10 protein-coding genes and 1 riboswitch are annotated in these 13,552 nt (G+C 76.1%); of the genes, 6 read left to right on the top strand and 4 right to left on the bottom strand.

The genetic code is table 11. The annotated features are described in order from the left end of the window. Positions 1–300: 300 nt before the first annotated feature. The 5 genes from VM636_RS12620 (at position 301) to VM636_RS12600 (ending at position 8,008) form a co-directional block, all read left to right on the top strand. Entirely contained in the window at positions 301–1,551 is a 1,251-nt protein-coding gene (locus tag VM636_RS12620; RefSeq protein WP_078962606.1) for a DegT/DnrJ/EryC1/StrS family aminotransferase, read from the top strand. Between the two features lie 103 nt (positions 1,552–1,654). Beyond that, positions 1,655–4,087 (top strand): lipopolysaccharide biosynthesis protein, encoded by a 2,433-nt coding sequence (locus tag VM636_RS12615; protein ID WP_338486363.1) that lies wholly within the window; start codon positions 1,655–1,657, stop codon positions 4,085–4,087. Between the two features lie 80 nt (positions 4,088–4,167). Then, complete coding sequence (locus VM636_RS12610) at positions 4,168–6,393, top strand: glycosyltransferase (protein WP_234340400.1); 2,226 nt, start codon at positions 4,168–4,170, stop codon at positions 6,391–6,393. Beyond that, positions 6,390–6,848 (top strand): hypothetical protein, encoded by a 459-nt coding sequence (locus VM636_RS12605; protein WP_234312711.1) that lies wholly within the window; start codon positions 6,390–6,392, stop codon positions 6,846–6,848. The genes VM636_RS12610 and VM636_RS12605 overlap by 4 nt, the downstream gene beginning before the upstream one ends. Positions 6,849–6,985: 137 nt before the next feature. Further along, the gene (locus tag VM636_RS12600) at positions 6,986–8,008 is read left to right on the top strand and encodes a glycosyl hydrolase (protein ID WP_053913291.1); all 1,023 of its coding nucleotides are present in this window, start codon (positions 6,986–6,988) and stop codon (positions 8,006–8,008) included. Between the two features lie 6 nt (positions 8,009–8,014). On the opposite strand, the gene VM636_RS12595 is transcribed toward VM636_RS12600, so the two are convergent. The 3 genes from VM636_RS12595 to VM636_RS12585 form a co-directional block, all read right to left on the bottom strand. Next, positions 8,015–8,770: a polysaccharide deacetylase family protein gene (locus VM636_RS12595; RefSeq protein WP_338484435.1), complete on the bottom strand. Its 756-nt coding sequence runs from the start codon at positions 8,768–8,770 to the stop codon at positions 8,015–8,017. 65 nt (positions 8,771–8,835) lie between these two features. Then, positions 8,836–10,287, bottom strand: a complete 1,452-nt coding sequence (locus tag VM636_RS12590) for a glycosyltransferase (protein WP_338484433.1) — start codon at positions 10,285–10,287, stop codon at positions 8,836–8,838. A 159-nt stretch (positions 10,288–10,446) separates the two neighbouring features. Continuing rightward, on the bottom strand, positions 10,447–11,532 hold the full coding sequence (locus tag VM636_RS12585; RefSeq protein ID WP_053913289.1) for a GNAT family N-acetyltransferase: 1,086 nt from the start codon (positions 11,530–11,532) through the stop codon (positions 10,447–10,449). A gap of 214 nt (positions 11,533–11,746) precedes the next feature. Here VM636_RS12585 and VM636_RS12580 point away from each other — a divergent pair, with 214 nt between their 5' ends. Then, the gene (locus tag VM636_RS12580; RefSeq protein WP_053913288.1) at positions 11,747–12,556 is read left to right on the top strand and encodes an HAD family hydrolase; all 810 of its coding nucleotides are present in this window, start codon (positions 11,747–11,749) and stop codon (positions 12,554–12,556) included. Positions 12,557–12,586: 30 nt separating this feature from the next. Here VM636_RS12580 and VM636_RS12575 read toward each other — a convergent pair whose 3' ends face one another. Further along, a complete protein-coding gene (locus tag VM636_RS12575; protein WP_338484430.1) occupies positions 12,587–13,087 on the bottom strand; it encodes a transglycosylase SLT domain-containing protein in 501 nt (166 codons plus the stop codon). A 2-nt stretch (positions 13,088–13,089) separates the two neighbouring features. Continuing rightward, positions 13,090–13,248, bottom strand: a riboswitch (cyclic di-AMP (ydaO/yuaA leader). Between the last annotated feature and the right edge of the window lie 304 nt (positions 13,249–13,552).

Below are 13,552 nucleotides of genomic sequence, written 5' to 3'. Positions count from 1 at the left end.
GCGCCACGTGATCCGTGGCCGCGCCACACGTTACGGGGGGCGGCGCGCTCTGGGGAGGGGCGACCGTCGGGGCGTTGACCGGGAAGACCGTCCCGGCGGTGTGGGCGGAGCCCTTCCCGAGGGTGGCGGAGGCGTACGCCCGCGTGTGCCCCGGGGTGTGGCGCTCCGCTGCCGGGCGGGCGCCGGAAGTTGTCCCCAGGCCGGGACGCATTCTTGACGGAGCGGTGCGAACGGGGCGACTCTGAGCGGGTGCCGGACGGCCTCGGGGAGGGGGCGGTCCGACGGCACACAGGGGGGCGGATGGCCACAGGGGAGGCCGGTCCGGGTGCGGCGCGCGGGGAGTCCCGGCCGGGCAGACGGCTGGAGGAGACGCTGCGCGCCCGTCTCGGCCAGGAATGCGTGTACGTACCGTCGTGCCGTTTCGGCCTGTACGCGGCGCTGCGGCACTGGTGCGCGCCGGGCGGCCGGGTGCTCATGTCGCCGGTCAACGACGACGTCATCCTCTTCGTCGTCCTCGCGGCCGGGCTGCGTCCCGTCCAGGCGCCGTTACGCGCCCGCGACGGCTCGATCGACGTCGACGCCGTGCCCGAGGAGACCTGGGGCACGCTCTCGGCCGTCCTCACGACCAACCTCTACGGGAACCCGGACCCGGCACCCGCCCTGCGGGCCCGCTGCGACGCCGCGGGCATCCCGCTCCTGGAGGACGCGGCCCACGCCCTCGGCAGCGAGGTGGGCGGGCGGCCCGTCGGCGCCTGGGGCGACGCCGCCGTCTTCAGCCTCTCCAAGCACGTCGGCGCCAAGGCCGGCGGCTTCCTCGCCGTCGCCGACCCGGCCCGGCGCGCCGCCCTGGAGCGGGCCTGCGAGGACCTGCTCGCCCCGCCCAGCACCCGCGCCGAACTCGCCTACGCGTTACGCCCCCACGCCGAGGCCGCCGTGCGCGCCCTGGGGCTGCGCCGGGCCGCCTGGGCCACGCTGCGCCTGCTCGGGCTCACCGAACGCGAGGGCATCCGGATGCCGCTGCGCCCCGCCGAGCTGGCGCGGGCCGCGGACGCCGCCCCGGACCTGACGGCGTACGACTCCTGGGTCCGCGTCGACCTGCACGACTACCGGCTGCGCAGCGGCCGGCTCCGCCTCGGCCGGGTCGCGCGTCACCTGGACCGGCTCGACGAGGTGCTGGAACGCTGCCGCGAAGGCACCGAACTGCTGCTCGCCACCCCCTGGGCGCCGCCCCCGGACCCCGGGCGCCGGCCGGCCGGCGGCGGAGTGCAGCCGCTGTTCCGGGTGCCACTGCTGGTCGAGGACCGGGACGCCGCCCGCCGCGCCCTGGACCGGCGCGGCCTGCCCGTCGGCTACCTCTACGACCCGCCGCTCGACGACTACGCGGGCCCCGGCTTCACCGACCCCTCGCCCGCGCCCGGGGCGGCGCGCTGGTTCGCCCGGCACGCGCTCCCCGTGGACCCGCTGCGCGCCCGGCGCGTGCTGCGCGTGCTGGAGGAGTGCGGGGCACGGCCCGCCCGCGCCCCGGAAGGGCCGGGTCCGTCCGGTGGCTGAGACGCGGGTGCAGGAGACCGCCGCGCCGGCCCCGGACGGTGGCACCACCCCGCCCGAGGGCGGGCGCGGCGCCGACTCGCTGTTCAAGAACGCCTACTTCCTCATGCTCAGCACCGGGGTCTCGGCCGTCCTCGGCCTCGGCTTCTGGCTCGTCGCCGCCCGCTACTACGCGGAGGAGGCCGTCGGCCAGGGCTCCGCCGCCATCGCCGCGATGCGGCTGCTCGCCGGCATCACGGCGACCACGATGATCGGCGCCGTGGTCCGCTTCGTGCCGCGCGCCGGCCGCGCGACCGGCGCGCTGGTCCTGCGCGCGTACGCGGCCAGTTCGGCCGTGGTCGTCCTCGCCGCCCTCGTCTTCCTCCTCACCCTCGACCTGTGGGGCGACTCCTACGCGCCCCTCGGCACGCCCGCCGCCGGCGCCCTGTTCGTCGCGGCCTGCGTCGCCTGGGCGCTGCTCACCCTCCAGGACGGGGTGCTGACCGGACTGCGCCGGGCCGAATGGGTGCCCGTCGGGAACGCGGTCTTCTCCGTCGGCAAGCTGGTCCTGCTCGCCGTCTTCGCCTCCGCGCTGCCGGTGCTCGGCATCTTCGTCTCGTGGGCCGTGGCCATCGCGTTCTCCACGCTGCCGCTGGGCTGGCTGGTCTTCCGCCGGCTGATCCCGCGCCAGGCCGCCGCCGACGGCGACGTCGTACCGCCCCGGCTGGGCGAGATGGGCCGCTTCCTGGCCGGGGACTCGCTGGGCGCCCTGTTCAGCCTCGCCATGATCAACCTGCTGCCGGTGATGGTCGCGGTCCGCTTCAGCGCCGCCGAGAACGGCTACTTCTACGTGGCCTACACCGTCGGCGGCACGATGGAGTTCATGGCCATCAACATGGCCTCCTCGCTCACCGCCCACGCCTCGCACGATCCGCGCCGCCTCGCCGACGGGGTCCGCGGGGCGCTGCGCCGGATGACGCTGCTGCTGGTGCCGGTCGTCGCCTTCCTCGTGGTCTTCGCCCCGCAGATCCTCACACCCTTCGACGCGGACTACGCCGCGCACGGGGCGGCCGTCCTCCGGCTGCTCGCCCTCGGCGCGCTGCCGCGGATCGTGGTCGAGCTGTACATCGGCGTCCTGCGCGTCCAGGGGCGCACGGGCGCGCTCGCGGCGGTGCAGGGCACGATGTGCGCCCTCGTCCTGGGCAGCGCGCTGGCCCTGTTCACCCCGGCGGGGATCGCGGGCGCGGGCTGGGCGGTCCTGCTCAGCATGTCGGCGGTGGCGGTGGGGTGCGCGCCGGGCCTGCGCGGGGCGTTGCGGGGCGGGGACGGCGGTGGTGGGGGTGGGGGTGCGGGTGCTGGTGCTGGTGGTGCTGGTGGTGCGGGGGAGTCGGGTGGTGCGGGTGCGGGTGCGGGTGCGGGTGCGGGTGCGGGCGAGGCCGTGGCGGATGGCGCGGGTGCGGCCGTGGCCGCCGGTGCCGGGCAGCCGGCCGAGGCCGGCGATGCGGGCGCCGCGGGGCACGGCACCCGTGGGGCCCGGCCGAACCCCACCGCCGGATACGGCACCTCCTGGGCCCGGCGGGCCGCCCGGGAAAGGGAGCGGGCCGCCGGCTCGCCGGGCGCCCTCGCCACCGGGCGGCCCGGGTACGAGCGCGGGGCCCCGGAGGCCGATACCCACACCGTGATCGTCCGGCCGCGGGGGGACGGGGCGGGTGCGGGGACGGGCGCCGGCACCGGCGGGGACGGTCCGGCTGGTGCTGGTGCTGGTGCTGGTGCTGGTGCTGGTGCTGGTGGTGCTGGTGCTGGTGCCGGTGCTGGTGCGGTCGCGGGTGGTCCGGCCGGTACCGGGACGGGGCGGGACGCGGGGGAGGCCGTCGCCGGGGCGGGTGATGCCGGCGAGCGGCGGCTGAGGGGCGCGCTGTGGGCGCTGCTCGGCGCGGGCACCGTGGTCTTCTGGGCGGCCCTGCGGGACCTGCCCTGGGCCGGCGGCGCCGGGGGAGGCGCGGGCGGGGGCGGCGGCCCGGACGGCCGGGACCTGCTCCGGGGACTGCCCTGGCCCGCCCTGCTCGCCGGGGCCCTGCTGCTCGTGGTGTTCGTGGCCGCCGTGACCCTGTGCGCCCGCCCCGAACCCCGCCTTGCCGGGGCCGCGTTCGCCGCCGCCGTCCTCGCGCTGTACGCGGTGCCCCTCGCCCTCGGCCGCGCACCGGCCCCGGTGGACGGACCCGGGTACGCGCGGGCGGCCGGTCTCCTCGCGGACGCCGTCGGGCTCGACGGGCCGGGGGCGCTGCTGCGCTGGGGGCCGCCCGTGCTGCACCTGCTCTGCCTCGCCGCCCTGTGGCCGCCGCTCGCGCGGGCCGGCGACCGGCTGCCGTGGGCGGGGCGCTGGGGCGTCCTGTACCTCGCCGCGGTGGCCGGCTGGGTCTGGCAGGCGGCGCTCGCCCCGTTCACTGCGGTCCTGCTTGTGCCGCTCGGCCTCGCCGCCCTGGCCCTCACCCGGCTCCGCCCGGCCGCGACCGGGCCACCGCACCGCGCCAGACCGAACGGCAGCACGTCCAGCGACTGACCCAACGCAGAGCCGACCGTCAGGGGGAACCCGCCGTGCGTCCGCCAGCAACACCCCGGGAGAGATCCGCACCGGAGCCGGTGCCCGAGCCGGACACCCCGGCGGCGCCGCCGACGCCGGACACGTGCGGCGAGGCACGCGGCGACACGCGCGAAGGGGGCGAGGTGCCGCGCCGCGGCGCGGACACGTCCCGGGGCGACACGCCCGGGGACGACGCGGCGTACCCCCGTGCCGACACGGCGCGCGGGGACACGCCCAGGGCAGCCCCGGGGCGCCGTGGCGCCGACACGCCGCACGGCGACACGCCCGAGGCCGCTCCGGCGTACCGCCACGCCGACACGTCCCCCTGGGACACGCCCGGGGCCGCCCCCGCCCGCCGGCGTGCCGCCGAACCCCGGCGTGCCGCCGAACCCGGTACCGGCCCCGCCCGCCGTGACACGCCCGGCCCCGTCCTCCCGTACGAGCGGGCCGACACGCCCCGCCGGGCCGCCGCCGAACCGCCCGTGACGGACCTGTCCGATCTGCCGCCCGTCTCCTGGGCGGCGCGGATCGCCGCCGTGCGCCCGGCGCTCGCCCTGTCGGCCGCGCTCGCGCTGTGGGCGTACGCGGTGCGGCACACGGACGTCTCCCGGCTCGACGACCTCGGCCTCGTCACGGCCCTGCACCCGGCGTTCTGGGCGGGGCTCGCCGTCCTCACCGTGGGCTTCTGGTGCACCGTCCGGGGCGGTCGCCGGGGGGACCTGTGGCCGGCGGCGTACGTCCTCGGGCTGCTCGTGATGGAGCGGGCCACGCAGGCCGTGCTGTACCCGACCCCGCTCTACGCCTGGGCGTGGAAGCACGACGCGGTCGTCGGCCACCTGTTGACGGCGGGCCGGCTCCAGGGCGCCGACCGGCTCGGCGACATGGCCGTCTACGACCAGTGGCCCGGCTTCTTCGCCGCCCAGGCCGCGCTGGTGCGGCTGCTGGGCGTGCAGGACTCGGCGATGTACATGGCCTGGTGGCCGCTGGCCTCCAGCGTCCTGCTGCTGCTCCCGCTGCTGCTGGTCTACCGCACGTTCACCGAGGACCGGCGGCTGATCTGGACCGCCGTGTGGGTGTTCTGCGTCGCCAACTGGGTGGGCCAGGACTACTTCTCGCCGCAGTCCGTGGCCTTCGCCCTGCACCTGGGCGTCCTCGCCGTCGTCCTGCGCCGCTACGCCCGCACGGGGGGCCACCCCGCGCGCCGGGGGCAGGCGCTGTGGACGGTGCTGATCACGGTGCTGGTCGCGGCGATCGTCGTCTCGCACCAGCTCACCCCGGCGATGCTGGTCGTCTCCCTGATCGCCCTGGCCGTCACCCGCCGCCACCGCGACTGGACCCCGTCGGCCACCGCGGTCGTCGTCTTCCTGGCCTGGTGCCTCACCGCGGCGCTGCCCTTCCTGTCCGCCGCGATGCCGGAACTGATCCGTGCCGTCGGCGACATCGGCGGCAACGTCGAGGCCGGTTACGGCACCACCCCCACCGGCACCGGGGCGCTGGTGAGTTCCTGGACGGCCCGGCTGCTGACGGCGTCGGTACTGCTGCTCGCGCTGGCCGGCGCGGTGCGCCGGAAGGCACTGCGGCACCGGGCGCGGCCCCTGCTGCTGCTCGCCGCGGCCCCGCTGCCGATGTTCGCGGCGGGCAGCTACGGCAGCGAAATGATCTTCCGGGTGCTGATGTTCATGCTGCCCGGTGCGGCGTTCTTCGCCGCCGCCGCGCTGCTGCCCCCGGTGCCCGCCCCGGCCGCCGCCGGCACCACCGCCCCGCGGGCGACGCCCCCGCGCGGCGCGCGCCCCGCCCTCTGGGTCCCCCTCACCGCCCTGCTCGCCGGGACGCTCGCCTTCGTGCCGAGCTACTCCGGCAAGGACCGCGTCAGCTACTTCCCGCCCCGCGAAGTCGCCCTCGTACGGCAGCTCTTCGACCAGGCACCGGACGGTTCGCTGGTCGTGGCCGCCAACCGGAACTATCCGCTGGCGCTGGAGGCGTACTGGCGGACGGACCACTACTGGTTCCTGGACGACGACCGGCGCCACGTCGACGAGATCCTGCGCGACCCGGCCACGGTCCTCGCCCGCGACATGGCCGCCGTTCGGCCGCCCGCGCGCGCGTACTTCCTGCTCACCCGGGGGCAGATGGCCCACTCGGCGATGAACGGCCCCCTGGACGAGCCGGCCCTGCGGCGCGTCCGCGACGCCGTAGCCGCCTCCCCCCGCTTCGCACCCGTCGCCGAGAACGACGCCGGGGTCCTCTACGTCCTGAAGCCCGCGAGCCGTGAGGGGGACCGGTGACGACACCGCAGGCACTCGTGGTCCGGATGCTGCCGCCCTTCGCCGGCTGGCTGGCGCTCGCGGCGCTCGCCCTGCCGGGCGGTTCCCCGCTGCGCGGCGCGGCCGTCTGCGTGTTCCTCGCCGCCGGTCCGGGCGCCGCGCTGACCGGGCTGTGCGGCCCGGCGCTGGCGGCCCGCCCCGCCGAAGGGCCCGCGGCGGACCCGGACGCCGGTTTCGCGCGCGGCTCGGACCGGCTGGAACGGCTCATGCTGGCCGTCCTGCTGAGCATCGCCGCCGTCCTGCTCGCCGGGACCGTACTGATCGCCGCGGGCGTCTTCAGCGGCTACCGGGTGCTGCTCGCGCTGACCCTGCTCACCACCGTCCTCGCGCTCTGTCCGCGCCTGCGCGCCGCGCCCGCGCGCAGGACCCCGCCGACGGCCTCGCCGCCGACGACACGGAAGGGTTCCGCCCCGTGAGGTTCGCCCGTCCCCGGCGCCGCGCACCGCTGTGGCGCGCACCGCTTCGCCGCCTCCGGCCCGCCGCCCGCCGCACCCCGCCAAACACGCCCGGGGAGGCCCGCCGGGGCGGGCCTCCCCGGGCGGGGCGGCGCCGGATGCTGCTCACGGCGGCGGCGACGTGCGCCGTGCTCGTCGCCGTCCTGGCCCTGCGCGACGCCTCCGGCCCGTCCGGGGACGCGGAGCGGTGCCGCCCCACCGCCCTGCTCGAACCGCCCTGCGGCGCCTGGTTCGGCGCCTTCGTGCCGCACGACAAGGCGAACCTGGAGGAGAAGGTCCACGCCTACGAGAAACGCGCCGGGCGCACGCTCGACATCGTGTACACGTACCACGACATGTCCGCGGTGACCGGCCGCCGGCTGGAGGGACAGCTCCTCACCGAGCAGGAACAGCGTGTCGGCAAGGACCGGATGCTGCTGCTCTCCTGGGAGAGCAAGTGGTGGGGCGGCACCCGGGACCAGCAGCCCACCTGGCGGCAGATCGCCGACGGCGACCTGGACGCCTCCGTGATCGACGCCCAGGCGCGGCGCGTGCGGGAGTACGGGGAGCGCACCGGCCGCAAGGTGTTCCTCTCCTTCGACCTGGAGATGGACACCCGCACGCCGCAGAACGGCACGCCGGAGGAGTACGTGCGCGCCTACCGGCACATCCACGACCGCTTCCGCGCCCTCGGCGTCGACAACGTGGTGTGGACGTGGGTCATCACCGGCTACCTGGACCACGCCGACCTGTTCCGGCGGATGTATCCCGGCGACGGCTACGTCGACTGGATCGGCTACAACCAGTACAACTACTACCGCTGCCACAGCGCGCCGTGGCTGAGCTTCGCCCAGACGCAGCGCGCCACCCACGACTGGGTCCGCGGCCACCTCTCCCGCGACAAGCCGCTGATGCTGTCGGAGTTCGGCACCGCCGACGATCCGGAACGGCCCGGCCGGCAGGCCGACTGGTACGCGCGCGTACCGGGCGTGCTCAGGGAACTGGACGGGGTGAAGGCCGCCCTCCAGTGGAACCACCGGGACCCGGGACCGCACTGCGACCTGTCCGTGGCCGGCGAGCGCGCCTGGGCGGGCCTGCGCGGCGCGGTCGCCGACCCCTACCTCCACCAGCCCCGCCCGTAGCCGGCCTCAGCCCGCGAACTCGGGTCCCCGCAGCAGGGCGCGGCCCCGCCGGTACCAGCGCCAGGCCACGGTCTTCGGCCCGTCGCGGTACGGCGCGGTCCGGGCACCGCGCCCGGCGAGCCACGCCTCGACGTCCGCGAGGGTGTGGCCGCGCCGCACGATGAGCCGGGCGATGCGGTACCGCTCGTCGCGTCCGGAGCTGAGGGCGTGCCGCACGGCGGTCGCGGTCACGTACCCGGCGCGGGCCGAGGCCGCGCGCACCCGGGGGCTGTTGTAGCCGTGCGGGTAGGCCAGGTGGTGCACCGGGTGGCCGAGGACGTCCTCCAGGACGGCCTTGCTGGTGCGCAGCTCCCAGGCGAGGTCCCTGGCGGAGAGGGTGTCCAGCTGGGCGTGGGTGACCGTGTGGCTGCCGATCTCCAGGCCGGCCCGTTCCAGCGCGGGCGCCTGCCCCAGGGTCATCATCGGGGCGGGCGGCAGCAGGCTGGGCCCGTCCGGGGTGAGCGCGCCGGTGGTGAGGTAGGCGGTGGCCGGCAGGGAGCGCCTGGCCAGGGCCTCGGCCGTGGGGCCGGGCAGGTCCGCGAACCCGTCGTCGAAGGTGATCAGCACCGGCCGGGGCGGCAGCGGCGCCAGCCCGGCCAGGTGGTCGGCGAGGGCGCCGATGGTGACGGGCGTCCAGCCGCTCCCGGCGATCGCGTCCAGGTGCGCCGCGAACTGCCGTGGCGTGACGGTGAACTCCGCGATCCAGGACGGCGGTTCGTCCATCACGGCGTGGTACAGCAGGACGGGTACGCGAGCGGCGGCGCCGCCTCCCGCTCCCGGGTACCCGCTCACCGGCCCGCCTCCCGCCGGGCCGTGCGCAGGACGTGGCGGGCGCGCAGGTAGCCGACGGGGCCGTACAGCATGCCGCGGCGCTGCAACCGCGACAGCCGCCGGGGCCAGGGGTGCGTCCGGTCACCGTGCCCCCCGGGGGCACCGGCCGGCACGCCGTCCGGGACACCCCCGCGCACGCGGTCCGGCACGCCGTCCCGGGCACGTCCGCGCACGCGGTCCGGCACGCCGTCGGGGGCGTTCTCGTACCCGTCGGCCGACACGCCGTCCGCGCTCCGCACGGCGGTCAGGGAGCGGGCGTGGGCGAGTCCCCGGGGCAGCCGGGCGAGGAGGGCGGGCAACAGGGCGGGACGGTTCACCAGGATCGCGGTGAGGTAGGCCGTGAGCCCCGCCCCGTAGCCGTACGCTTGTGTCTCCAGGTCCCGCCAGCTCTCCCGGTGGTGGTGCCAGACCAGCGCGGCCGGGGTGTAGCGCAGCCGGTGGCCCTGGGCGAGGACGCGGACGAAGCCGTAGAGGTCGTCGCCGCCCCGCGCGGGCGTGCCGGCCCCGGTCGCCGGGTCGAAACCGCCGACGGAGCGCAGGACCGCCGTACGGAAGGCCATGTTCGCCCCCGAGCCGAACCGCCCCGCGGTGAACGGGAACAGCGGGTCGTCGGCCGGTGGGCGCGCGGGGTCGTAGGTGCGCGGGGCGAAGCCCTTGGCGAAACCGCCGTGGCTCTCCAGCAGCACCTGTGCCGGGGTGCGCAGCCGGGCCGGGAGGATCAGGCCCGTGGCGCAGCCGAGGCCCGGGTCGGCGGCGAAGGGAGCGGTGAGTTCGGTGAGCCAGCGCGGGTCGGCCAGCACGTCGTCGTCGGTGAAGGCGACCACCTCGCCGCGGGCGGCGGCCAGGCCGGTGTTGTGCGCGACGGCCAGCCCCGGCACGGGTTCGCGCACGTACCGCACCCGGTCGCCGTACCCGCCCTCGACGAGTTTCCGGGTGGCCGCGGTCCGGGGCGCGTTGTCGACCACGACGAGGTCGGCGGCCGGGTGGTCCTGGGCGAGCAGCGAGTCCAGCGCGCGGGCGAGCTGGTCGGCGCGTTCCCGGGTGGCGACGACGACGGTGACGGACGGCGGCCGGGGCACGGGGGACAGGCCCGCCGCCGGTTCCGGTGCGGCAGGCCACGCCACCGCCGGTTCCGGGGCGGGTACGGGCGTGTGCCGGGCCTGCGCGGCCAGGGCCTTCGCCGGGTCCGCTCCGTCCGGCACCCGGCCGAGGAACGTTCCGGCGGGCCGCCCTTCCCGCCGGACCAGGACGAACACCGGCCCCGGGCCCACCGGGGGACCGCCCGGACCGGGTCCGAGGACCGGCCCCGCGGCCCGCAGGTCCACCTCGGCGACCTGCACCGGCCCGATGCCCTGGAACTCCGCGATCTCCCGGCGGGTCTCCCGCCGCGCGCGTGCCGTACGGGACATGCGCCCGCCCCCTCCACTCGTCGCCCCACCGGGCCCGCGCCCGCGCGGGCCCCTCTCGGTCACGCCGGTCACGCCCGCCGGGCCGGCCATGCCGGTCGCGCGAACCACACCAGCCACGCGGATCACGCCTGCCACACCGGTGACACGGCTGCCATGCCGTCACGTCCGGCGCAGGCGGGCCGCCCCCCGCAGCGTGCGGGCCGCCAGCGACGCCAGCCGGGGCCGGGCGCGGACGAACCCCTGGGCGCGGCGGGCCGGTTCGCGACGCAGCCAGTGCAGCGCGGCCCCCGGCCCCGGACGGGTCACCGCCCCCTCGTACACCGGCAGTTCGCCGGTCTTCAGCGAGTCCTTGTACTCGGCCGCGCCCCGCCCCAGGTCGAGCAGGCCCACCCCGTGTGCCGCGGCGGCCTCCGCCATCCGCAGGTGCAGCACCAGCCCCGGCGAGAACTTCGCGTAGGCCGGGTCGTAGGCGGGGAACCAGCACGCCAGGACCGTCGACGACCGCAGTCCGAAGTGGGCGGCCACCGGCCGGCCGCCCGCGTAGAGCACGGACAGCGTGCCGGTGCACTCCGGCGCGCGGGTCTCGGCGAGCCGGGCCACCAGGAGGCTGATCCACTCCTGGGCGAACCGGTCCCGGCGCCCCGTCCTGCGGTACTGCGCCGACTTCCACTCCATGAGGGTGCGCAGCGCGGCCGGATCGCGCTCGTCGAAGACGAAGCGCGTCTGCCCGGCCTGGCGGCCGAGCCGCCGTTCCTTGGCGAGGGTGGTCTTCAGGAACTTGGGGGACTGGGCGCGCAGCACGTTCTCGTACGCCTCGTACCCCTTCTCCACGTCGATGACGTAGCTGGTGTGCTCCTCGGCGGCGTGCGGCACGAACAGGTCCTGGTCGGCCGCGAGGTTGTCGAAGGCGTAGCCCGACAGGCCGCAGGCGCGCAGCAGCCGCCGGGTGTCGGGGACCAGGCCGGGGCGGAGCACCGCCCCCTGGCTGTCCGAGACGCCGAGCCCGATCGCCCGGCCGAGTCCCAGCGCTCCCCTCTCGTAGGGGAGGAAGCCGGCCGCCTCGCCGTCCTCGTAGAGCACCGCGACCCGGGCGCCGGGCCGCACGCGTCCCACGGCCTCGGTGAACTCCGGTTCCATGAAGGGGCTGCGAGGCGCCGTCGACGCGGACCGCAGCGCGCGCCAGCGGTCCTTCTCCCCCTCGCCCAGCTCCCGCGGCAGGAGCACACGCAGACGTCCGCCGTTCAACCCGACCCCCCGATCAAGTCCCCCCTGGACAAAGGGAAGGTACCGCCCGCGGACCGGCGCCCGGTAGGCCGCAGAGCATGTTGTTGCCAACCGGTGCACAGGGCTTTAACTGCCTTTAGCCGATGATGCGTCAGCTTTCGGACACCTACGAACGTCCTCGTACGCATGTGATCGCGGCTGAGTCGTACGGGCGTCGTGTCCGTATTCTCTGATCATGAACCGCACCGCATACGGACTCGTCGCCACCGACCTCGACGGAACGCTGTTGCGCCGCGACGACACCGTCTCCCCCCGGTCGCTGGCCGTGCTCGCGCGGGCGGCGCGGGCGGGTGTGCGGCACCTGGTGGTGACGGGGCGGCCCGCGCCGCGGATCCGCTCCCTGCTCGACGTCCTCGGCTGCACCGGCCTCGCGGTGTGCGGGCAGGGCGCGCAGGTCTACGACGCCGGGGAGCACCGGCTGCTGTGGTCGGTCACCCTGGACCGGGAGCTGGCGGAGACCGCGCTCGGCAAGATAGAGGCCGAGGTGGGGGACGTGTACGCGGCCGTCGACCAGGACGGCGTCGAGGGGATGACCCTGATCGAGCCGGGCTACCGGATGCCGCACCCGACGCTGCCCGCGGTGCGGGTCGGCCGGCGCGACGACCTGTGGCACCGGCCGATCACCAAGGTCCTGCTGCGCCACCCGCGGCTCTCCGACGACGAGCTGGCGGCGACGGCGCGCGCGGTGGTCGGCTCGCTGGCGACGGTCACGATGTCGGGGCCCGGCACGGTCGAGCTCCAGCCGTGCGGCATCACGAAGGCGACCGGGCTGGCGCTGGCCGCCGAGCACCTCGGGGTGAGCCGGGGGCGGACCATCGCCTTCGGCGACATGCCGAACGACGTCCCCATGTTCCACTGGGCCGCCCACGGCGTGGCGATGGCGAACGCCCACCCCGAACTCCGGGCGGTCGCCGACGAGGTCACGCTCACGAACGAGGACGACGGCGTCGCCGTCGTCCTCGAACGTCATTTCGGCCGGGACTGATGCCGGCCGGCCGCGCCGGTGGGAACCGGATCAGTACGGGCCGAAGACGTTGTCGATCGAGCCGTACCGGTCGGCCGCGTAGTTGCAGGCGGCGGTGATGTTGGCGACCGGGTCGTACGGGTCCATGGCGGTGCCCGGCACGTGGTAGGCGCGGAAGGTCGGGTCGATCACCTGGAGCAGGCCCTTGGACGGGATGCCCATGGCGGCGTTGGAGTCCCAGTTGTTGATCGCCAGCGGGTTGCCGGACGACTCGCGCATGATGTTGCGGTGGATGGCGTCGTAGCTGCCGGGGATCCCGTGCCGCGCCATGATGTCGAGCGACTCGCGGATCCAGCCGTCGAGGTTGTTCGGGTAGGCAGTGGTCGCCGTGACCGCCGTGGTGACGGTCGTCGCGGCGGCGGGGGTGGCCGCGGAGGCGCTGCCGGCGCCGATGAGCGGCAGGGCCAGGACGGCGGCGCCGGTGCCGGCGACGGCGAGCTTGCGGGCGACGCGGGCGGTTCTGGTGCGACGGTTCAGACCGTTGGCAGGCATGGTGAGTCCCTCTCCTACGCCTGCGAGGTGAGCTGTCGGGTTCGGGCGGGGAGGTGCCCGGCCGTGCCCTCACGGGTGACGGCTTCACCCCGAGCCGCACCGGGTGGTGCCCGGTGCGGCGACTTACCTGGGTCCCCCGCTCCTGCCGGCGAGTGTCGAGTGAATGGGTGTGCGCCGGGGCGGTGGCAGGATTCGGCGTCCGCCCGACAGGCCGGGAAGCTATGCGAGAGCACATGTCCGAAACAAGTGCAGGAATCACCCGACGTGCTTGTTGACCTTGATACGGGGTATTTGGGGTGCTTGATCCTTTACGGGTGCAACGGCCAACTCGCCTGCGGCGCAACGGTCCCGCACCCCTCCCGGGGGCGCGCCGGAAGGTTGAGCGGGGTGAGTCAAATCACGGCCCTCAATAAGTGCGGCAAAACGGGCATTCATGCCAAGGGGGCGTCAATCGGCCTTCGTTGG

This window comes from Streptomyces sp. SCSIO 75703, assembly GCF_036607905.1.
Lineage (GTDB): Bacteria > Actinomycetota > Actinomycetes > Streptomycetales > Streptomycetaceae > Streptomyces.
Note: the sequence above shows the minus strand (reverse complement) of the source record. Positions and strands in the feature narration are given on the sequence as shown.